Annotated in this window: 21 protein-coding genes; 8 read left to right on the forward strand and 13 right to left on the reverse strand. The window is 66.1% G+C overall.

The features are described from left to right. The first annotated feature begins 75 nt into the window (after positions 1-75). Genes RSW2DRAFT_RS05570 through RSW2DRAFT_RS05595 form a run of 6 tightly spaced genes read left to right on the forward strand, consistent with a single transcriptional unit; the run spans position 76 to position 6,347 of the window. Positions 76-1,668: an ABC transporter substrate-binding protein gene (locus tag RSW2DRAFT_RS05570; protein ID WP_008028903.1), complete on the forward strand. Its 1,593-nt coding sequence runs from the start codon at positions 76-78 to the stop codon at positions 1,666-1,668. Further along, the gene (locus tag RSW2DRAFT_RS05575; protein ID WP_008028905.1) at positions 1,669-2,733 is read left to right on the forward strand and encodes an ABC transporter permease; all 1,065 of its coding nucleotides are present in this window, start codon (positions 1,669-1,671) and stop codon (positions 2,731-2,733) included. Further along, positions 2,730-3,632, forward strand: coding sequence for an ABC transporter permease (locus RSW2DRAFT_RS05580; protein WP_008028907.1), 903 nt, complete (start codon positions 2,730-2,732; stop codon positions 3,630-3,632). Before RSW2DRAFT_RS05575 ends, RSW2DRAFT_RS05580 begins: the two co-directional genes overlap by 4 nt. A 49-nt stretch (positions 3,633-3,681) precedes the next feature. After that, positions 3,682-4,515: an ABC transporter ATP-binding protein gene (locus tag RSW2DRAFT_RS05585; RefSeq protein WP_008028909.1), complete on the forward strand. Its 834-nt coding sequence runs from the start codon at positions 3,682-3,684 to the stop codon at positions 4,513-4,515. After that, positions 4,512-5,288 (forward strand): ABC transporter ATP-binding protein, encoded by a 777-nt coding sequence (locus tag RSW2DRAFT_RS05590; protein ID WP_008028911.1) that lies wholly within the window; start codon positions 4,512-4,514, stop codon positions 5,286-5,288. The genes RSW2DRAFT_RS05585 and RSW2DRAFT_RS05590 overlap by 4 nt, the downstream gene beginning before the upstream one ends. 3 nt (positions 5,289-5,291) lie before the next feature. Beyond that, complete coding sequence (locus tag RSW2DRAFT_RS05595; protein WP_008028913.1) at positions 5,292-6,347, forward strand: dipeptidase; 1,056 nt, start codon at positions 5,292-5,294, stop codon at positions 6,345-6,347. Here RSW2DRAFT_RS05595 and RSW2DRAFT_RS18455 read toward each other — a convergent pair. The 6 genes from RSW2DRAFT_RS18455 to RSW2DRAFT_RS05620 all read right to left on the reverse strand — a co-directional run bounded on the left by RSW2DRAFT_RS18455 (position 6,344) and on the right by RSW2DRAFT_RS05620 (position 13,661). Next, entirely contained in the window at positions 6,344-7,180 is an 837-nt protein-coding gene (locus RSW2DRAFT_RS18455; RefSeq protein WP_232209651.1) for an aminomethyltransferase family protein, read from the reverse strand. The two genes, RSW2DRAFT_RS05595 and RSW2DRAFT_RS18455, sit on opposite strands and share 4 nt — an antisense overlap. Beyond that, entirely contained in the window at positions 7,173-8,882 is a 1,710-nt protein-coding gene (locus RSW2DRAFT_RS05600) for an FAD-dependent oxidoreductase (protein ID WP_332250533.1), read from the reverse strand. Before RSW2DRAFT_RS05600 ends, RSW2DRAFT_RS18455 begins: the two co-directional genes overlap by 8 nt. Then, a complete protein-coding gene (locus RSW2DRAFT_RS05605) occupies positions 8,803-9,675 on the reverse strand; it encodes a phosphotransferase (RefSeq protein WP_008028919.1) in 873 nt (290 codons plus the stop codon). Before RSW2DRAFT_RS05605 ends, RSW2DRAFT_RS05600 begins: the two co-directional genes overlap by 80 nt. Then, the gene (locus RSW2DRAFT_RS05610; RefSeq protein ID WP_008028921.1) at positions 9,672-11,639 is read right to left on the reverse strand and encodes an ABC transporter permease; all 1,968 of its coding nucleotides are present in this window, start codon (positions 11,637-11,639) and stop codon (positions 9,672-9,674) included. Before RSW2DRAFT_RS05610 ends, RSW2DRAFT_RS05605 begins: the two co-directional genes overlap by 4 nt. Next, entirely contained in the window at positions 11,636-12,652 is a 1,017-nt protein-coding gene (locus RSW2DRAFT_RS05615; RefSeq protein WP_008028923.1) for a quaternary amine ABC transporter ATP-binding protein, read from the reverse strand. The genes RSW2DRAFT_RS05610 and RSW2DRAFT_RS05615 overlap by 4 nt, the downstream gene beginning before the upstream one ends. A 67-nt stretch (positions 12,653-12,719) precedes the next feature. Next, positions 12,720-13,661 (reverse strand): ABC transporter substrate-binding protein, encoded by a 942-nt coding sequence (locus tag RSW2DRAFT_RS05620; protein ID WP_008028925.1) that lies wholly within the window; start codon positions 13,659-13,661, stop codon positions 12,720-12,722. Positions 13,662-13,862: 201 nt separating this feature from the next. Here RSW2DRAFT_RS05620 and RSW2DRAFT_RS05625 point away from each other — a divergent pair, with 201 nt between their 5' ends. Continuing rightward, a complete protein-coding gene (locus RSW2DRAFT_RS05625; protein WP_008028927.1) occupies positions 13,863-14,627 on the forward strand; it encodes a DeoR/GlpR family DNA-binding transcription regulator in 765 nt (254 codons plus the stop codon). On the opposite strand, the gene RSW2DRAFT_RS05630 is transcribed toward RSW2DRAFT_RS05625, so the two are convergent. Together RSW2DRAFT_RS05630 and RSW2DRAFT_RS05635 are read right to left on the reverse strand one after the other, a co-directional pair. Further along, positions 14,608-15,390, reverse strand: a complete 783-nt coding sequence (locus RSW2DRAFT_RS05630) for a nitrilase-related carbon-nitrogen hydrolase (RefSeq protein ID WP_008028929.1) — start codon at positions 15,388-15,390, stop codon at positions 14,608-14,610. The two genes, RSW2DRAFT_RS05625 and RSW2DRAFT_RS05630, sit on opposite strands and share 20 nt — an antisense overlap. A 60-nt stretch (positions 15,391-15,450) precedes the next feature. After that, the gene (locus RSW2DRAFT_RS05635; protein ID WP_232209652.1) at positions 15,451-16,146 is read right to left on the reverse strand and encodes an NnrU family protein; all 696 of its coding nucleotides are present in this window, start codon (positions 16,144-16,146) and stop codon (positions 15,451-15,453) included. A 98-nt stretch (positions 16,147-16,244) separates the two neighbouring features. Between RSW2DRAFT_RS05635 and RSW2DRAFT_RS05640 the strand changes: the two genes are divergently transcribed. Further along, positions 16,245-17,012, forward strand: a complete 768-nt coding sequence (locus RSW2DRAFT_RS05640; RefSeq protein ID WP_008028933.1) for a CbiX/SirB N-terminal domain-containing protein — start codon at positions 16,245-16,247, stop codon at positions 17,010-17,012. Here RSW2DRAFT_RS05640 and mog read toward each other — a convergent pair. Genes mog through RSW2DRAFT_RS05665 form a run of 5 tightly spaced genes read right to left on the reverse strand, consistent with a single transcriptional unit; the run spans position 16,934 to position 20,705 of the window. Further along, a complete protein-coding gene (mog, locus tag RSW2DRAFT_RS05645) occupies positions 16,934-17,458 on the reverse strand; it encodes a molybdopterin adenylyltransferase (protein ID WP_008028935.1) in 525 nt (174 codons plus the stop codon). The genes RSW2DRAFT_RS05640 and mog overlap by 79 nt on opposite strands. Before the next feature lie 3 nt (positions 17,459-17,461). Further along, the gene (locus RSW2DRAFT_RS05650) at positions 17,462-17,971 is read right to left on the reverse strand and encodes a DUF2478 domain-containing protein (RefSeq protein ID WP_008028936.1); all 510 of its coding nucleotides are present in this window, start codon (positions 17,969-17,971) and stop codon (positions 17,462-17,464) included. 3 nt (positions 17,972-17,974) lie between these two features. After that, positions 17,975-19,033 (reverse strand): ABC transporter ATP-binding protein, encoded by a 1,059-nt coding sequence (locus RSW2DRAFT_RS05655; RefSeq protein WP_008028939.1) that lies wholly within the window; start codon positions 19,031-19,033, stop codon positions 17,975-17,977. Further along, on the reverse strand, positions 19,033-19,815 hold the full coding sequence (locus tag RSW2DRAFT_RS05660; RefSeq protein WP_008028940.1) for an ABC transporter permease: 783 nt from the start codon (positions 19,813-19,815) through the stop codon (positions 19,033-19,035). Before RSW2DRAFT_RS05660 ends, RSW2DRAFT_RS05655 begins: the two co-directional genes overlap by 1 nt. After that, positions 19,812-20,705 carry an ABC transporter permease gene (locus tag RSW2DRAFT_RS05665; protein ID WP_008028942.1) on the reverse strand — a complete coding sequence of 298 codons (894 nt, stop codon included), beginning with the start codon at positions 20,703-20,705 and terminating at the stop codon, positions 19,812-19,814. The genes RSW2DRAFT_RS05660 and RSW2DRAFT_RS05665 overlap by 4 nt, the downstream gene beginning before the upstream one ends. Positions 20,706-20,772: the final 67 nt, after the last annotated feature.

Consider the following 20,772-nt stretch of genomic DNA (forward strand, 5'->3'; position numbering starts at 1 on the left):
TGCGGCCAAGGCGCACCTTGTAACCCTGCGGGGCCACCAAGACCCCGAGCCAGATACCCAACAGCGAGGACTTCCATGCGACTTTTCCCCAGACTGATGGCCGCGGCCGCCATTGCGGTGCTGCCGCTGGCCACGCCGATGACCAGCTTTGCCGAAACCCCCGCCGACACGCTGATCCAGGCCTGGGCGATCGACGACATCATCAGCCTCGACCCGGCCGAAGTGTTCGAGATCTCGACCACCGAGATCCTCGGCAACACCTACGAACCGATCATCGGCTATGACATCGCCGATGTGTCGAAACTGTTCGGCGTGGTGGCCGATAGCTGGACCATGTCGGCCGATGGGCTGACCATGTCCTTCACCGTGAAACAGGGCAAGAAATTCGCCTCCGGAAACGACCTGACCGCCGAAGACGTGGTCTGGAGCCTGGTGCGTGCCGTCAAGCTGGACAAATCGCCCGCCTTCATTCTGGGCCAGTTCGGCCTGACGCCGGACAACGTGGAAGCAAACGTCAAGCAGACCGGCGACTACAGCTTTGATCTGACGATGGACAAGGCCTATGCGCCGACGTTCCTTTTGTATTGCCTCACCTCGTCGGTGGCGATGGTGGTGGACAAGGATCTGGTGATGGCCAACGAGGTCGATGGCGACTTCGGCTACAACTGGCTGAAAACCAACTACGCAGGCTCGGGCGCCTTCACCATCCGCGAATGGCGCGCCAATGAAAGCGTCGTGCTGGAGCGTAACCCGAACTATTCCGGCCCGGCGCCGACGATGGCCCGCAACATCTATCGCCACATCCCCGAAGCCGCGACCCAGCGCCTGCTGCTGGAAAAGGGCGACATCGACGTGGCCCGCAACCTGCTGCCCGAGGAAATCACCGCGCTTTCGACCAACCCCGATGTGGCGATCCAGTCCGGCCCCAAAGGCACGATCTTCTACATCAGTCTGAACCAGAAGAACGAATTCCTGGCCAAGCCGGAAGTGCGCGAGGCGATGAAATGGCTGGTCGATTACCAGGCCATCGCCGATACCATCGTCAAGGGCCAGTACACCGTGCACCAGACCTTCCTGCCCGCGGGCTTTCTGGGCGCGCTGGATGAAAACCCCTACAGCCTGAACGTCGAAAAGGCCAAGGAACTGCTGGCGGCTGCCGGTCTGCCCGACGGCTTTACCGTGACGATGGACACCCGCAACTCGCCGCAGGTGACCGCGATTGCCCAGGCCGTGCAGGCCACCATGGCGCAGGCCGGGATCAAGATCGAGATCATCCCCGGCGATGGCGGCCAGACGCTGGAGAAATACCGCGCCCGCACGCATGATCTGTATATCGGCGTCTGGGGCCCGGACTATCAGGACCCCCACACCAACGCCACCTTCGCGCGCAACCCCGACAATGCCGACACCGCAACCGCGAAAACACTGGCCTGGCGCAACGCCTGGGATATCCCGGACCTGACCGCCCGCGCCGATGCCGCCGTGCTGGAAGCCGACGCCGAAAAGCGCGCCGCAACCTACCGCGAGCTGCAACAGGAAGTGCTGGCCACTTCGCCCTTCGTGGTGATGTTCCAGCAGACCGAAGTGGCCGCCGTTCGGGCCAATGTGAAGGGCTACATCATCGGCCCGTCGTTCGGTGACAACTCGTTCCGGGCCGTGACCAAGTAGATGACGGCCGAAGTATCTCTGGCGAGAGGGCGCGCAAGCGCCCTTTCCTCCCTGCTGTGGAAGGCGGTCAAGCTGCTGACCACGGTGGCCGTGACCATCATTGGCCTATTGCTGGTGACCTTCCTGATCAGCCATGTCATCGCGGTTGACCCCGTGCTGGCGGTGGTGGGCGATCGCGCCTCGCAATCGACCTATGACAAGATGTTTCTGGAGATGGGGCTGGACAAGCCGCTGTGGCAGCAGTTCTGGGTCTATCTGGAAAAGGTGCTGTCGGGAAATTTCGGCAATTCCTTCCTGACCAAGAAGCCGGTGATCGACGATCTGGCCCGCGCTTTCCCGGCCACGCTGGAACTTGCCACGGTGGGCATCCTGATCGGCACGCTTGCCGGAGTGCCCTTGGGCATCCTGTCGGCGGTGAAGGCCGGCAAACTGCCGGATCAGATCGTGCGGGTGCTGGGCCTTGTGGGCTATTCGGCGCCGATCTTCTGGCTGGGGCTCTTGGGCCTGCTGGTGTTCTACGCCAAGCTGGGCTGGGTGGCAGGGCCGGGCCGCATCGACATTGCCTATGAATATTCCATCAGCCCGGCCACTGGGCTCTTGCTGCTGGACAGCGCGATGCAGGGTCAGTGGGAGGCCTTCGGCAACGCCTTCAGCCACATCATCCTGCCCGCGACGCTGCTGGGCTATTACTCGATGGCCTATATCAGCCGGATGACCCGCAGCTTCATGCTGGCGGAACTGGCGCAGGAATATGTGACCACGGCGCGGGTCAAGGGCGTGCCGGAATGGCGGATCATCTGGGTGCACGCGCTGCGCAACGCTGCCGTGCCCTTGGTGACCGTGGTGGCACTGTCCTATGCCGGGCTGCTGGAGGGTTCGGTGCTGACCGAGACCATCTTTGCCTGGCCGGGCTTGGGGATGTATCTGACCAACTCGCTGCAGGTGGCCGACATGAACGCGGTGCTGGGCGGCACGCTGCTGATCGGGGTGATCTTCGTCGGGCTGAACCTGCTGTCGGACCTGCTGTATGTGCTGCTCGACCCCCGGGTCAGGAGGCGCGCATGATTTCCCGCGAGTGGCTGCTGACCGACCAACCCGGCTCGCGCCGTCAGGCCCGCTATGGCCAGGCCTTCCGCACCTGGCTCAGCTTACGCAGCAACCGGCTGGCGATGGTCGGGTTCTGGATCATCGCGGCGCTGATCGGCATCGCCATCTTCGCCCCCTGGATCGCGCCCTACGACCCGGTGGTGGGCGGCGATCTGCGGCTGGACCGGCTGATCGGCCCATCCTGGGATCACCTGATGGGCACCGACGATCAGGCCCGCGACATCTTTTCCCGCGTGGTTTACGGCGCGCGGCTGACCCTGCTGGTGGTGGCGCTGGTGGCGGTGATCGCCACCCCCATCGGTCTGGCGGTCGGCACCACGGCGGGCTATTTCGGCGGCTGGGTCGATGTGGTGCTGATGCGCATCACCGATATCTTCCTGGCCTTCCCGCGGCTGATCCTGGCGCTGGCCTTTGCCTCGGCGCTGGGGCCGGGCATCGAGAACGCCATCATCGCCATCGCCATCACCTCCTGGCCGCCCTATGCGCGGCTGGCCCGGGCCGAGACCCTGACCATCCGCGAGACCGACTACATCAACGCCATCCGCCTGCAAGGCGCCTCCAGCCCGCGGATCATCTGGGGCCACGTGGTGCCGCTGTGCCTGTCGTCGGTGATCGTGCGGGTGACATTGGACATGGCGGGCATCATCCTGACCGCGGCGGGCCTCGGCTTTCTGGGCCTTGGCGCACAGCCACCGCAACCCGAATGGGGCGCGATGATCGCCGCAGGCCGCCGCTTCATCATCGACTTCTGGTGGGTCGCCACCATGCCCGGCATCGCCATCTTCATCGTCTCGCTGGGCTTCAACCTGCTGGGCGACGGCCTGCGCGACGCCCTCGACCCCAAGGGCCGCAAATGACTCCTGCCATTCATCTTCGCAAAAATATCCCCGCCGGAGGCTCTGCCCTTTGACCGATCTCCTGACCGTCGAAGACCTGCGCATCACCTACCCCACCCGGCAAGGCCCGTCCGAGGTGGTGCGCGGCGTCAGCTTTGCCCTGGGCCGCGAACGCCTTGGCATCGTTGGCGAATCCGGTTCCGGCAAGTCGCAGACCGGCAGGGCGCTGCTGGGGCTGACCCCTGCCCCCGGCATCGCCACCGCCAGGCGGCTGGAATTCGACGGCATCGACCTGCGCCAAGCCAGCCCCGCCACCTGGCGGGCCCTGCGCGGCATCCGCATCTCGATGGTGATGCAGGATCCGAAATATTCGCTGAACCCGGTGATGACCATCGGGCGGCAGATCGTCGAGGCCTACCGCACCCAGAAAGGTGGCGCCAAGACCGCCGCCCGCGACCGCGCCATGGCGATGCTGGAGGCGGTGCAGATCCGCGACCCCTCCCGCGTGTTCAACGCCTACCCGCACGAGCTTTCCGGCGGCATGGGCCAGCGCGCCATGCTGGCGATGATGCTGATCACCGAACCCGATCTGCTGATTGCCGACGAGCCGACCTCGGCGCTGGATGTCACCGTGCAGCTGGAGGTGCTGGCGATCCTCGACCGGCTGGTGGCCGACCGCGGCATGGGGCTGATCTTCATCAGCCATGATTTGCGGCTGGTCTCGACCTTTTGCGACCGGGTGCTGGTGATGTATGCCGGCCGCATCGTCGAAGAGGTGAAGGCCAGCGACCTCGCCAACGCCCGCCACCCCTACACCCAGGGGCTTTACACCTGCCTGCCACGCATCGAAGGCAGCCAGCGCCCCTTGCAGACCCTGCAACGCGATGCGAGTTGGGCGCTATGAACCTGATCGAGATCAGCAATCTGGATGTGACCTTCGGCAGCTTTGCCAATACCGTGGCGGCGGTGCGCGACGTGTCGTTCAACGTCGCGGCGGGCGAGGCTTTCGGCATCGTCGGCGAAAGCGGCTCTGGCAAATCTACCGTGCTGCGGGCGATCTGCGGGCTGGCCCCGGTCACTGGCGGCACGATCCGCATCGACGGCCAACCGCTGAAAACCCCGCGCGATGCCGGTTTCTACCGCCGCGTGCAGATGGTGTTTCAAGACCCCTACGCCTCGCTGCACCCGCGCCATACCGTTGACCGGGTGCTGGCCGAACCGCTCGCCATCCACGGCTTTGCCAATGCCGAAACCCGCATCGAGCAGGCGCTGGCCGATGTCGGCCTCGGCCACGGCTTCCGCTTCCGCTATCCGCACCAGCTTTCCGGTGGCCAGCGCCAGCGCGTCGCCATAGCCCGGGCGCTGATCCTTGAACCCAAGATCCTGCTGCTGGACGAACCCACCTCGGCCTTGGATGCCTCTATCCAGGCCGAGGTGCTGAACCTGCTGGACCGGCTGCGCAGCGAGCGTGGGTTGACCTATATTCTGGTCAGTCACGATCTGGCCGTGGTCGCCCACATGTGCGAGCGCCTGCTGGTGATGCAGCACGGCCGCACGGTGGAAGAACTGACCCGCGCCGAGTTGCAGGGGCGTCGCGCGCAGCAGCCCTATACCCGCGCCCTGCTGGTTGCCTCGCAGGGTTATGTCGGGCAGACCCCAACCCTTGAGAAAGCATAGACCATGATCCCGGTGTTCGACGGCCACAACGACATCCTCTTGAAACTGCTGCGCTGCGATCCGGCGATGCTGGACGCGACCTGGCTGGTGGGCGACGGCGCCGGGCATCTGGACCTTGCCCGGATGCGAAAGGGCGGCTTTGCCGGCGGGTTCTTCGCCATCTACATCCCCTCGCCGCGTGACGGGCAGAATTACGACGCGATGATGGACCACCCGCCCTATGACGTGCCGCTGCCGCCGCTGATCGACGCCCCCGCCGCCCAGCCCACCGCCCTTGCCATGGCGGGCATCCTGTTGCGGATGGAGCGGGTGTCGCAGGGCGGCTTCAAGGTCTGTCGCACCACCGCCGAGGTGCGCGATTGCCTTGCCCGCGGCGTGGTGGCGGGGATCATGCATATGGAGGGTGCCGAGGCCATCGGCCCCGATCTTGACGCGCTTTATTCCTTCCACGCCCTCGGCTTGCGCTCCATCGGCCCGGTCTGGAGCCGCCCGACGGTGTTCGGCCATGGCGTGCCGTTCCGCTTTCCCGGCGACCCCGATACCGGGCCGGGGCTGACAGAGGTCGGCAAGGATCTGATCCGCGCCTGCAACGCCTTGAAGATAATGGTCGATCTCAGCCATATCAACGAGGCGGGCTTCAACGACGTGGCGGCAATCTCGGATGCGCCGCTGGTCGCCACCCATTCCAACGCCCATGCGATCACCCCTTCGACCCGCAACCTGACCGACCGGCAACTGGCGGTGATCCGCGACAGCGGCGGCATGGTCGGGCTGAACTTCGCCACCGTCTTTCTGCGCCCCGACGGCCGCCAGTCGCCGGAAATGGACTGGCAACCGGTGCTGCGCCACCTTGACCACCTGATCACCCATCTGGGCGAGGATCATGTGGGGTTTGGTTCCGATTTCGACGGCGCCACCATCCCACAGGGCATCGGTGACGTGACCGGCCTGCCCGATCTGCTGGTGGCGCTGTCCGGCCATGGCTATGACGCGCCGCTGCTGCACAAGCTCGCGTCGGAAAACTGGCTGTCGCTGCTGGACCGGACCTGGGGCGCCTAGGCTTTTACCTTGGCGTTGCCCGCGTCATACAGCGGCGCCAGATGCAGGTGGCACGGCACCCGTTCCGAGGCCACCTCCAACTCGTAATGCCCCAGCGCCATCCAGGCGTCGGTCACGCCGTCGGGGTTGCGCAGATAGCCGTAGCCGATGGGGTGGCCGATGGTATGGCCAAAGCCGCCCGAGGACAGCCAGCCCACCCGTTCGCCGTTGCGAAAAATCGTCTCGCGCCCCAGCAGGATCACAGTCGGGTCGCTGACGGTGAACCCGACCAGCCGCTTTTTCACGCCATGCGCCAGTTGCGCCGCCACCGCGTCGCGGCCGATAAAGGGGATACCGGATTTCATCTTGCAGGCCCAGGCCAGCCCCGCCTCGACCGGCGTGTGATCGGGTCCGATGTCGGCTCCCCAGGCGCGGTAGCCCTTCTCCAGCCGCAGCGTCTCGATGGCGCGGTAACCGGCGTTCACCAGCCCAAGCCCCGCCCCCGCCTGCATCAACGCCTCGTAAACTGTCACCGCCACATCGGTGGGCATGTGCAATTCCCAGCCCAATTCACCGACATAGGTCACCCGCAGCGCCAGCACCGGGCAGCGCGCCACGCTGATCCGCCGGGCGGTGCCAAAGGGGAAGCCTTCGTTCGACAGATCGTCGGGGCAGACGCGCGCCAGAATGTCCCGCGCCTCTGGCCCCATCAGCGACAGCACGGCGCTGCCCGAGGTGACATCGGTCAGTTGCGCGCGCGCCCCTTCGGGCAGGTTGCGCGAAATCCAGTCGAAATCATGGGTGGCAAAGCCGGTGCCGGTGACGATGTAGAAGCTGTCCCGATCTTCACGCACTACAGTAAGATCGGCCTCTATCCCCCCCATTATGGTTCAACATTTGCGTGTAGGTCAGTGACCCAACTGCCCGGTCCACATTGCCCGCCGCAACCCAGTTCAGCGCGGAAGCCGCATCCGGCCCGGTCAGGCGGAACTTGGCAAACGAGGTCTGGTCGATCAGCACCGCAGCATGGCGCGCTGCCCGGTGTTCGCGCGCCACCGCCCCCCACCAACCGGGGCGCTGATAGGAATAGCGGTCCTCCGGGGTTTCCCCGGCGGCAAGATCGGCAAACCAGTTCGGCCGCTCCCAGCCCAATTTCTCGCCAAAACACGCCCCCGCCGCCGCCAGATGCGCGTAAAGCGGCGAGCGGCGGGTCGGGCGGGCGGAACGCATCTCCTCGGACGGCCAGGCGATGGTGTAATGCTTGCCGTAAGCCTCCAGCGTGCGGGCGCGCACCCAGTCGGTCGAGCGATGCACCGCGCCAAAGCGGCGGATATCGACCGGCCAGAGGTCGTAAGGTGCCGCCCCCTTCACCACCCATTCCGCCAGCGCCATGCCCGCCCCGCCACCCGAGGCGATGCCGAAGGCGTTGAAGCCGGCCCCAACGAACAGATTGCGCAGCTCCGGCGCCTCGCCAAGGATGAAATTGCCATCGGGGGTAAAGCTTTCCGGGCCGTTGATCAACTGCTTGACGCCTGCGGTTTCCAGCGCCGGAACCCGGGCAATCGCATTCTCCATGAACTGGGAATAGTGATCGAAATCAGAGGTCAGCAGGTCGAAGTGAAAGTTGTCCGGGATGCCGTTCAGCGCCCAGGGCTTGGGGTTCGGCTCGTAGCCACCCCACACCAGCCCGCCCACGTCTTCCTTCCAGTAGGTCAGCCGGTCCGGGTCGCGCAGCGTCGGCAGGCCCGGCGTCACGCCGTCGATCTTTTCGGTGACCATATACTGATGCTCGACCGAGATCAGCGGCACGTTCACCCCGACCGAGGCCGCCAGCGCCCGGGTCCATTGCCCGGCGCAAAGCACCAGCTTTTCACATTCCACCGTGCCGGACGGAGTTTCCACCCCCCGGATGCGCCCATCCTCGACGATGATCCGGGTCACCGGCGTATCCTCGAAGATCTTCACCCCCGCCATCCGTGCGCCCTTGGCGAGGCTTTGGGTGATGTCGGACGGGTTGGCCTGGCCATCGGTCGGCAGGTAAGCCGCGCCCACCAGATCGTCGATGGTCATCAAGGGCCACAATTCCTGCGCCTCTTTCGGCGTCAGAAGGTGCATCTCCAGCCCGAAGGAATGGGCGGTGGTGGCTTGGCGCTTCACTTCCGTCCAGCGTTCGGCGTTGCAGGCCAGCCGCAAGCCGCCGTTCATCTTCCAGCCGGTCTCGATGCCGGTCTCGGCCGCCAGGCGCTTGTAAAGGTCAACCGAATATCCCAGCAATTGCGTGATGTTGGCGGACGTTCTTAATTGCCCCACCAGCCCCGCCGCATGGAAGGTGGTGCCGGAGGTCAGCTTTTTGCGCTCCAGCAGCACGGTGTCCGAATACCCCAGCTTGCCCAGATGATAGGCGGTCGAAGTGCCGATGATGCCGCCGCCGATGACGACAACGCGGGCGGTGGTGGGAAGCTCTGCCATGGGTTCCTCAGCTTTGTTCAAAGGCCGCAAGCGCCGCCCGGAAGGTGGCAAGATTGGCCCGGGTATAGGTGGAAAAATCGAAATCAAGTTCGGAGTGAAACTCCGACACCATCGACCACAGGGTTTCGCGCAGCGCCGAGGCCGCCTTCATCGCCCGGTAGCGGTGCCACAGGCCGCCGTCAGCGGGGCGGTCGAAATAGGCCTGCAGCATCCGCCCCTCCTGCGCCTCCGACAGGCCGTTGTTGGCGGCCAAACCGCCCAGATCGAACAGCGGCGAGTTGAAACCGGCGTAGTCCCAGTCGATCAGCCAAAGCCGCGTGCCGTCGTGCAGGAAATTGGCGGGCAGCAGGTCGTTGTGGCCGAACACCAGATCAATCGGCCCCACCGCCGCCTCCAGCCGCCCGGCCTGATCCAGCAGGTCCGGCAGCAGGCCCTGATGCGGGCTGGCGGCTTCGCGCAGGGTGGCGGCATAATCGCGGATCACATGGAACACCCAGAAGGCCAGCGCCGGGCCGCGCAGGTGCCGGGGGATCTCGCGGTGCGCCCGGGCGACCAATTCGAGGGCCTGCTCCAGCATCGCATCCTGCGCCAGATCGGCGGCGCTGAGGGTGCGGGCGTCAAGGAATTCGATCACCAGCGCACCGGGTTCATGGTGGATGACGGCGGGCGACACCCCGGCGGCATGGGCGGCGCGACTGGCCGCCAACTCGTTGAATCGCATGATCTGATGCACCGGAATGTCGTCACCGATCCGCACCACAACCCGGCGGGCATCGTCCTGCGCCACGAAGTTCAGGTTGGTGATGCCGCCGCCCAAAGGCTCGGCCCGCACCTTGCCCTGCCAGATCGGCAAGGCCAGCAACCGTTGCATCGGCGTCATGCGTCCCCTCCCATGCCCAGCCGTGCCCGTGCCTGCGCCGCCCCCGCCGCGATCAGCCGATCCGCGATGATGGCCAGCGCCGCGACGCAGACCCCGGCCACGATCCCCGCCCCGGTATCGGCGCGGGTCAGGGCGATATAAACCTCTTGCCCCAGGTCGCGGGTGCCGACCAAAGCGGTGATCACCAGCATGGAAAGTGCCAGCATGATGGTCTGGTTCACCCCCAGCAGGATGTCGGGCAGCGCCATTGGCAGCCGGATGCGGGTCAGCACCTGCCAAGGGGTGCAGCCGCAGACCGTTCCCGCCTCGACCAGTTCCTCGGGCACCGCGCGCAACCCGTGGGCGGTGTAGCGCACGGCGGGGGCCAGCGCATAAAGCACCACCGCGGTCATGGCGCTGAAATCGCCAACCCGGAACAGCATCACCACCGGGATCAGATAGACGAAGCTGGGCAGGGTTTGCAGCGTGTCGATCACGCCGCCGATCACCTTGCCGGCGGTGGCGTTGGAGGCCGCCAGCACTCCCAGCGGCAGGCCGACCAGCACCGCCACCACCACCGAGACGCCGCAGAGGTAAACCGTGGTCATCGCCTGCTCCCACAGGCCCGCGGCGACCAGAAACAGGCTGAGGCCAAGGCACAAGGCCGCCAGCCGTGCGCGGCCCAACTGCCAGCCCGCAAGGGTGACCAGCGCCACCACCCAGGGCCAGGGCAGTGCCAGCAGGAAGCGTTTGACCGGCAATAGCATGTAGGTCAGAACGAAGGTGCGCCAGGCTTCCAGTTGATCGAAGTAGTTGATATTGATGGATTTCACCAGATCGGACCAGAAGGCTTTGGTGGAAAGCTCGCCCGCCTTGGGATAGGTTTGCAGCCAGGGCCAGACCAGCCCCAGCAGCCCGGTTGCCAGCACCAGCGCCAGCACCGCCAGGGTTTTCGGATGCCGCTTGATCCACGACCCCGTCGCCGCATCCGGCAGACCCGCCCGCAAGGCAAGCGCCTGGCTCAGCCGGTCCAGCGCCACCGCCAGCGCGGTGATCGCCAGCCCCGCCTCGACGCCTGCGCCGATATCCAGCCGCCGCAGCGCGTTCAGCACATCAAACCCCAGCCCGCCCGCGCCGATCATCGAGGCGATGATCACCATGTTCAGGGAAAGCATGATCACCTGATTGACCCCCACCATCAGGTCGGGCAGCGCCGCCGGCAGCAGCACCTTGCGCAACCGCTGCCATCCGGTGCAGCCGACCATCCGTGCAAAATCGTTTATTTCCGGTGGGATGGAACGCAAAGCTAATGTGGTGATCCGCACCATCGGCGGCATGGCATAGATCACCGTCGCCAGCAGCGCCGCCACCGGGCCAAAGCCGAACAGGAACAGGATCGGCACCAGATAGGCGAAGGTCGGCACGGTCTGCATCAGGTCGAGAACCGGAGATTGCAGCCGGTCGAAGCGTGGCGAAAGGTAAGCCGCCACCCCCAGCACCAGCCCGCCCATCACCCCGATCGGCACCGCGATGACGATCGAGGCGAGGGTGATCATCGCACTTTCCCACTGGCCGAACACCGCCAGATACAGAAACAGCGCCCCGACCCCGAGGCCCAGCCAGAGGTTGCGCGCGTAAACCCCCAGCGTCCCCATGGCCACCGTGACCGCGATCCACGACAGCGGCGGCACCAGCGTCACCGCCTTGCGACCCCGGCCTTCGGTGATGCCATCGACCAGCAGAACCCGCGCCGCCTCGTAGGGCCACTCGATCATCGCGGCCAGCGCCCGGGTGGCCTGCTTGACGGTGAAAAGGCCGAACGTCGCCTGCTCCACCAACCAGACCATCGCCGCCGAGACCCAGGCAGCCATGTCCAGATGCAGGGCGGCGGGTGGCAGCAAGGCCCAACCCGGCATCTGCGCCACCAGCGCCGCAAGGATCAGCGACAGCGCCGCCAATCCGGGCCAAAGCAGCCGCGCGGTCATCGCCCGCGTCCGATCAGCACGTCGATCACCGCGCGGCCGGTGACCTGCCCGATCACCCGGCCCTCGTCATCCAGCACGGCAAAAGGCAGGCTGGCGGCCTCGATCTGATCCGCCACCGCCTCGATCCGCGCCGATCCGGGCAGGTTGCCTGCCACCGGACCATCGCCGGGCTGCGCGATGCTGGCCAGCGTCACCACCTTGGCGCGCGGCACATGCGCGGTGAAGGCCGCGACGTAAGCATCCGCCGGGGCCAGCACCAACTGTTCGGGTGTGGCCACCTGCACCACGGCGCCATCCTTCATGATGGCGATGCGGTCGGCCAGCCGGATCGCCTCGTCGAAATCATGGGTGATGAAGATGATGGTTTTCTGCAACTGCCGCTGGATGCGCAGGAATTCGTCCTGCATCTCGCGGCGGATCAGCGGGTCGAGCGCCGAAAACGGCTCGTCAAGGAACCAAAGTTCCGGCTCCACCGCCAGGCTGCGGGCGATGCCGACCCGCTGCTGCTGGCCGCCCGAAAGCTGGCGCGGAAAGTTGCCCTCGCGCCCGGCAAGACCGACCAGGGCGATCACCTCCGCCGCCCGCGCCTCGCGCGCAGCGCGGTCAACGCCCTGAATTTCCAGCGGAAACGCCACGTTTTGCAGCACCGTCAGATGCGGCAGCAGCGCGAAATGCTGGAACACCATGCCCATGCGGTGACGGCGGATTTCAATCATCTCGCGGGCCGAGGTTTGCAGCAGATCCTGACCGTTGAACAATATCTCGCCCGCCGTCGGCTCGATCAGCCGCGACAGGCACCGCACCAGTGTCGATTTCCCCGAGCCCGACAGCCCCATGATCACGAAAATCTCGCCGGTCCGCACTTCAAGGCTGACATCGCGCACCGCCCCCACAAGGCCCGCGGCGCGTATCTGCTCAAGGCTGGGCACCGCCCCCGAAAGCAACCGTTCGGGATGCGGGCCATAGAGCTTCCAGACATGCCGACAGGCAAGTTTGACGGGGCGGTCAGTCATCATGCAGTCCGGGCATCATATGGTCCGGGGAAAGGGTAACGGGGCGGGAAAGCCCCGCCCCTAAACGTCACTGGCCGATCCAGGGCTTCCAGGTGGCCTCGTTGGCGGTCATCCATTCGTCCACCACATCCTCCAGGGCCACGCCGTCCAGATCGACCTTGGCGATCATGGCGCTCATCGCGGTGTTGTCGATGGTGAAGGCCTGCACCGCCTTGGCAGCCCCCGGCCACTTGTCGGCCAGACCTGCCCAGCCCACCTTCCAGATCGGCCCGAACGGCTTGCCGCAATCATGGGTGGCAGCGGGGTTCGACCCCCAGGCCGGGTCGGTGTAGCAGGCGGCTTCATAGGTCGGGAATTCGACCCATTCGCCCTGGTATTTCTGCTGCGACCAATGCGGCGCATAGACCCACAGCAGGATCGGGTCCTGCCGCTGATAGGCGGCCTCCAGTTCGGCAAACATCGCGGCATCGGTGCCGGCATGGATCACCTCGAAGTTCAGCCCCAGGGCTGCAATGCGCTCCTCGTCAAAGCCGCCCCAGGTAACCGGCCCGCCCAGATAGCGGCCCTTCGGCGCGGTGTCGGGCGTGGCGAACAGCGCCGCGCAGTCGTTCAACGCCTTCCAGTCGGGCAGACCGGGGCATTTTTCCTTCATGTACAGCGGATACCACCATTCCTCCTTGGCCAGCATGCCGGTCTCGCCAAAGCTGACCACGCCGCCCTCGGCAATCGCCTTGTCCATCGCTTCCTGGCCGGTGGTGGCCCAGATCTCCATCGCCACATCCAGATCGCCGGTTTTCAGCCCGGCGAATTGCGCCAGATAATCGGCCTGCACCAGTTCGACGTTGTAACCCGCCTCCTCCAGCACCGCGGCCATGATGTTGGTGGTGATCAACTGGCCGGTCCAGTCGTGCAGCGTCAGCTTGATCGGGTCGGTGGATTCGACCTCTGCCAAAGCCAGCGTCGGTGCCAGCGCCAAAGCCAGCGAAACCATGCGTAGCGTCTGTTTCATTCAGCTTTCCTCTCCGGTTGGATGCGGTCACCGGGATCGGCACCGCCGCGCCAGCCTTGGGGCTGGTCATTGCCCGAATGGTGAAAGCATCATTGCAACCTGTCAAATGCAAAGTGGGGTTTTGTGGGTTCCTGTGGGTTTTGTGTTGTTTTATGCTGAAATTTCCGGCAAAACCACACGAACCCCGCAGCAAGGCCCGCCATGCCCACCAGCCCACGCGACCGCGAGATTGTCGATCTGCTGAACGCCTCGGGTTCCGCCCGGATCGGCGATGTGGCGCGCAGGCTTTCGGTGACCGAGGAAACCATCCGCCGTGCCGCCAAGCGGCTGGAGGCGGCGGGCACGGTGACGCGGGTGCATGGCGGGCTGCTGCTGAAAGACTGGGGGCCGGAGCCGAGTTTCGCCCAGCGGTTCGCGCTGAACCCGCTCGCCAAGCGGCGGATCGCGGCGCATCTGGCGGGCATGATCAGCGATGGCGCCTCGCTGTTTCTCGATGTGGGGTCCACCACCGCCTATGTGGCGCAGGCGCTGCGCCAGCACCGCGAGTTGCTGGTGGTGACCAACTCGCTGGCGGTGGCGCAGGCCTTGGCCAGCCGCAACGGCAACCGGCTGTTCATGGCCGGGGGCGAGTTGCGCAGCCATGATGGTGGCGCCTTTGGTGACGAGGCGCTGGCCTTCGTGCGGCAGTTTCAGGTGCAATTTGCCGTGCTTTCCGCCGCTGCGGTGGATGCCCGCGCAGGCTTCCTTTTGCACGATCTGCGCGAGGCCGAGTTTTCCCGCACCATCATCCGCCACGCCGCGCAAAGCATCATCGCCGCCGATGCCAGCAAGTTCGGCCGCAGCGCCCCGATCTGCCTTGGCGATCCCGCCGCCATTCACCGTCTGGTCACCGATGCCGCCCCGCCTGCCGACATCGCCGCCCTGCTGACCGGCGCCGGGGTCGAGATCAGTCTGGCGCCCCGCTGACCGCGCGGAAATCGGCAGCTTGGCTGGACAGCAGTGCCGGGTCCGGCCGGGGAATATCCGCCACCAGCAGCGCCTGCCCCTGCCCGGCTTGCGCGAGCTGCGCCCCCGTGGCACCGACGATCACCGAGCCGCCGGCATAGCTCAGATCGCCCTCGGTGCCGCACATGTTGGCATAGACGATGGCCACCCCATGATTGGCGGCCATGGCGGGCACCGTGGCGCTGGACACATGGGTATAGGGCAGCATGTTGGCGGTGGGCACCAGAATGACCTGCACCCCCAGCGCCGCCAGTGCCGCCACATGCGGTGCGAATTCAATGTCATAGCAGATCAGCAACGCGCATTTCACCCCGGCCAGGGTAAAGGTCTCGTAAGCCTTACCCGGACGGAACAGCGCCGCCTCGCGCGGGCCGAACAACTGGATCTTGCGGTAATGCGCCAGGTGCCGCCCCGTGGCGTCAAGGCAGATCGCGGAATTGAACAGCGCATCCCCCGCCGCTTCGGCAAAGCCGAGGGTCAGCCCGCAGCCCGCAGCACGGGTCATTTCCGCGAGCCGCAGGTGCCATTCCCCGCCCTGCGGCTGCGCCAGGCCCGCCACATCGGCGTTGTAACCCGGCAGGAACAATTCCGGTGCCACCAGCATGTCGGCGCCCATCGCTGCGGCTGCCGCCAGCGCCGGGGCCAGGGCGGCAAAGGCCGCCTCGGGGTTGCCCGCGGGCGACGGGCCTTGCCACAGCGCCAGTCTCAGGGGGGATTTCGGCATTTTCGGTCTCCGGTTGCCAAGGTCACCCTGCCGCAGCACGCGGACGATTGCCATGGGGTTTCATGGCAGCGGCGGCATGCCGATCACCAGCGGATGCAGCCAGATCAACCCGCCCCAGACCGCAAGGCCGATCGCCAGCCGCAGCAGGCCCGGCCCGGACTGCGGTTTCCAGCGGCCCCCCAACAGTGCCGCAAACGGCCAACCCGAGGTGCGGGCGGCCAGCCGGTCCCACTCCGCATCCCCCCAGATGCGCCGGTTGCGCGCATCAATCGCCCGCATCCCAAGCGCGGCAAAGGCAGCAAACGGCGCGAAGACCAGCACATGCGCCAGATCGCCGTTCACCAGCAGATGTGCTGCCGCCCAAAGCAGCAACACCAGCAGCAAGGGATGCCGGCTGACCCCGGCAATGCCCGGCCTTTCGGGGTCAAACCCCGAACTGCGGCCACCAAAGGAAAACGGGTTCACCGCCCCGATGGCAAAGGCCGCCAGCAGCACCGCCGCCAACATCACCGCGTTCACCAGCCAGCGCTGCCAGATCGCCTGATCCCACAGCACCACGAACGGCGCCGCCCACGCCGCCTGAATGACCCAGGCCAGCATCACCAGCGACAACAGCCCATAGGCCATGCCGAACCCCGAACGCCCCAGCCGAGCCACCAGCCAAGCCTTGACCGCGGGGCGCACCGGCACGGCATGGCTTGCGAAAAACGCCGCAATCGCCAGCGCAAAGCCGCCCCAGTCCTGCATCAGTTGCATCCTGCCCCCCGTGGTTTACGCCTTCCTAGCACCGTGACGTGGCGGAAAAAACCTCTGACACGCTGGACTTGCGCCGCGCGCCGCCTATCCTGCACAGTATGACCCAAACCGCCCTCATCGTCGCCCATGGCGCGCCCGCCGATCCCGCCCCCGCACAAGTGGCGCTGGAGGCGCTGGCCACAACTGTGGCCGGCCTGCTGCCCGGTTGGCGCATTGCCGGTGCCACCCTCGCCGCCCCCGACGCGCTGGAGGAGGCGCTTGCAGCTTGTCCCGGCGCGCTGATCTATCCGTTCTTCATGGCCGAGGGCTGGTTTACCCGCACCGCCCTGCCCCGCCGCCTGACCGCCGCAGGCGCCACCGGCCTGCACCAGTTGCCCGCCTTTGGCACCGACCCGCGGCTGACCGATCTGGTGGCCCGCGCTGCCCTGCAAGGTGCCGAGGCCGCGGGTCTGACGCCGAAAACCACCACGCTGCTGCTGGCGGCGCATGGTGGCAAGGCCTCGCCCGCCTCGGCGCAGGCGACGCAGGCGCTGGCCGCAAGGTTGGCGCAGCGCGGCGATTTCGCGGCGATCCGTGTGGGCTTTCTGGAGCAGGAGCCGTTCCTTGCCGATGCCGCCCGTGGCCTTGGCGCCGCCCTGTGCCTGCCGCTGTTTGCGCTGCGCGCCGGGCATCTGGCGCGCGATGTGCCGCAGGCGTTGCGCGACGCAGGCTTCACCTGTCCCTTGCTGCCCGCCATCGGCGAGCATCCCGACACCCCGGCGCTGATCGCCCGCGCCCTGGGGGCGGTTCAACTGCCGGGGCGGAAGGCCTTGCAGAGTGCCGGATCGGTGTCGATCCTCGAAGCCCCCAGCAGATCGAGGCAATAGGGCACGGCCGCGAACACCGCCCCCAGGCAGGTGGCGATGGCCGCAGGCTTGCCCGGCAGGGTGATGATCAGGCATTTGCCGCGCGTGCCGGCGCCCTGACGCGACAGGATGGCGGTCGGCACCTCGCGCAAGGACGCCGCGCGCATCTGCTCGCCAAAGCCGGGAAAGTCGCGGTCGATCACCTCGGCCATCGCCTCGGGGGTCTGGTCGCGCGGGCTGGGGCCGGTGCCGCCGGTGGCAAGAATCAGATCGGCGCCCAGGTCATCGGCCAGATGGCGCAGGGCGGCGGCCACTTCGGCGCGGCCATCGGGCACGATCTGGCGGTGAATGGTGACGGGCGAGGTGATGACCCGGCGCAGCCAGTCTTCCGCCGCAGGCCCGCCGCGGTCTTCGTAGATGCCCTGACTGGCGCGGTCGGATACCGTCAGAATTGCAATGAAAGCCATTGGTTACACGACATTCTTCAAGTGATACATTAAGCACCAACCCACCAGCGCCCCGACATCAGGCGCCAAAGGCTGCGCCAGCCCGCCGGAAAATTCCTCGAACGCAACAAGGTTCGCCGCGTTGACCCCGATCAGCACCGGCATGCCCTGCGCCAGCGCCTCGGCCACCAGCGCACGAAAGCCGCGGCCCTCGGCCTCGTGCTTGCCGAACTTGTTGACGATCAGCAACTCCGCCGCCGCCAAGCGCGGTTCGACCAGCCCGACCGCAGTTTCCAAGGCCCCGGCATCCAGCCGACACCCCGTTGACCCCGGCCCCAGAGACTGGCTGATGCGGATCACCAGGCCATCCGGCAGCAGCCGCAAATCCATGTCGCAGCGCGGATCGTCGCCGCCGGCGTTGCTTTGCACCGCCCCGGCCAGCGCCACGCCCGCCGCCTGCAACTGCGCCGCCACCACGCCCAGCAGCGCATCGGTGGCGCCACGGTCGGGGTGCAGCACATAGGCCAGCCGCAAGGCTCAGCCCCCCAGCACGATCAGATCGGCGGCGGAAAAGCTGACCTCGGCGGCGGCACCCACTGGCGGCGGCGGCGTGTCGGCGCGGTTGAAGGTGTCCAGCGCCACCGAGGCGCCCGCCACATCGGCGCGCACCCGGATCACCGAACCCAGAAAATGCACATCGGTAATCACCCCCGGCAGAACCACCTCGCGCCCCTCGAACCGGCCCAGATGCAGCGCCTCGGGGCGCAGGGCCAGCGCGATGCGGTCGCCAGTGAGTGAAACCAAAGGCTGCGGCAAGGTGATTTCGGTGCCCGCCAGCGACACCCGACCCGCCGCAGGGTCCAGCACCGCGGCGTCAAAGGTGTTCAGGGTGCCGACGAAATTGGCGACGAATTTGGTGTTGGGCCGGTTGTAAATCTCGAACGGCGCGCCGACCTGTTCGGCAATGCCGCCGTTCATCACCACGATGCGATCCGAGATCGACAGCGCCTCTTCCTGGTCATGCGTCACGAAGATCGTGGTGATGCCCAGCTTTTGCTGAATCTCGCGGATTTCGGTGCGCAACGACACCCGGATCTTGGCATCCAGCGCCGACAACGGCTCGTCCAACAGCAGCACCGAGGGCTTGACCGCCAGCGCCCGGGCCAGTGCCACCCGCTGCTGCTGACCGCCCGAAAGCTGGAACGGGTAGCGGTTGCCCAGATCGGGCAGGCCGATCAGCCGCAGCATCTCGGCCACGCGAATATCCTGATCCGCCCGCCCTACCCCCTTGATCTTCAATCCAAACCCGACGTTCTGCGCCACCGTCAGGTTGGGAAACAGCGCATAGGCCTGAAACACCATGCCGATGTTGCGCTGGTTCGGGCGCTGGTTCACCACGTCCTTGCCGTCGATGCGGATGGCGCCGGAATTCGGCGTCTCGAACCCCGCGACCATGCGCAGCACCGTGGTCTTGCCGCAACCCGACGGCCCCAGCAGCGACACGAACTCGCCCTTCTGGATGCCGAGGTTGAAATCCTTCACCACCCGCAGGATGCCGAAGGCTTTCTCCAGATGTTCGATGTCAAGAAAGGCCATCAGCGTTGCGCTCTCGTATGCTTGGAAAATCGGGTGATCAGCTGAATGAGGCCCATGCAGGCCCAGGTGATGCCAAAGGCGATCACCGCCAGCGCCGCCGGTTCATAGGCGCGGTTGGCCCCCAGAAGCTGCATGTAGGGGCCAAAGGCCGGGCGGTTCAGCAGGGCGGCCATGGTGAACTCGCCAATCACGATGGCAAAGGTCAGGAAGGCGCCTGACAGCACCGCAACCAGCACGTTGGGCAGGATGATGCGGGCCAGAATCGTGCCCCAGCCGGCGCCCAAGCTTTGCGCCGCCTCGGTCAGCGTCGCCACGTCGATGGTGCGCAACCCGGTATCGACGGCGCGATACATGTAGGGCAAGGCCAGCGTGGCATAGCCGAACATCAGCAGGATATTGGTGCCCATCGCCGTGCCGGTCAGCGGCAGCCAGCTTGAGGTGTTGTAAAGCCGGATGTAGCCGAAGACGATGACGATGGCCGGAATGACCAGCGGCAGCAGGGTGATGAACTCGACATATGGCCGCGCCCAGGGCATTTTCAGCCGCACCCAGAAGGCCGTGGGCACCACCAAGAGCGCGCCGAAGGCGATGGTGACCAGCGCCATCAGCACCGAATAGCTGAAGGTTTCCTGAAACTTCGGGTCGGCCAGCACCTTGGCATAGGCGTCGAAGGAATACTCGCCGCGCCGCATCTTCAGGCTGAACTCGGTCATGCCGATCAGCGGCAGGGTGAAATACACCAGCCCGAACAGCAAGGCGCCCCAGGACCACAGCTTGGTCATTTCAGCCACCTTTCACTGCGCGCCCGCAGCCAGATGTAGATGCCGTTGGCGATGCCGGTGATCACGATCATCCCGAAGGCCAGCGCATAGCCCAGATGCGGGTTGCCCAGCACGTCGCCGCGGATCTGCGCGAACAGCAGGATCGGCACGATGTTCATCGAACTGCCCGTGAGGGCAATCGCGGTCGCCACGGCGCCAAAGGCATTGGCGAACAAGAGCGCCAGCGTGCCCAGCAGCGACGGAAACAGGATCGGCAGCGCCACCATGCGCCAGTATTGCAGGCCGCTTGCCCCCAGCATGCTGGCCGCCTCGCGCCATTCCTTTTTCAGCCCGTCGAGTGCGGGCGTGATGATCAGGATCATCAGCGGGATCTGGAAGAACAGATAGGTCAGCGTCAGGCCCCAGAACGACAGCAGGTTGAAGCCTAGAAGCCGCAGGTCGATGCCCATCTGGGTCTTGAGGTAAACGGTGATCAGCCCGACCGGGCCGATGGTGGCCAGAAAGGCAAAGGCCAGCGGCACGCCGGCAAAGTTCGAGGCGACGCCCGAGAAGGTCAGCAGCGGCCCGCGGATGAATTTCGGCAAGCCGCCCAGAACGATGGCCGCGGCCACGGCGAAACCGATGGCACAGCCCAGCAGCGCCGAGGCCAGGCTGATCTTGATGGAAATCAGATAGGCCGCCTTGATCTGGTCGGTGTTCAGCCCGCGCAGGTTTTCAAGGGTGAAACTGCCCTCGGGGGTGCGAAACGCCCCCAGCACGATGTGCATGGTCGGCAATATCAGGAACAGCACGGCGAAAATCAGAAACGGGGCCAGCCCCAGCCAATGCAACGGCAAACGCCGCCGCGCGGCCCTTGCCACCGGCGGCGCGGCGGTGGTCGAAGATTGCATCCTGTCGGTTCCCGTCATGAGGGCGTCTTGCGGCCCCTTTGTCGCGCAACGCCCGCCCCGGCGCAAG

Source organism: Rhodobacter ferrooxidans, assembly GCF_000176015.1.
In the GTDB taxonomy this organism is placed as follows: Bacteria; Pseudomonadota; Alphaproteobacteria; order Rhodobacterales; family Rhodobacteraceae; genus Pseudorhodobacter_B; species Pseudorhodobacter_B ferrooxidans.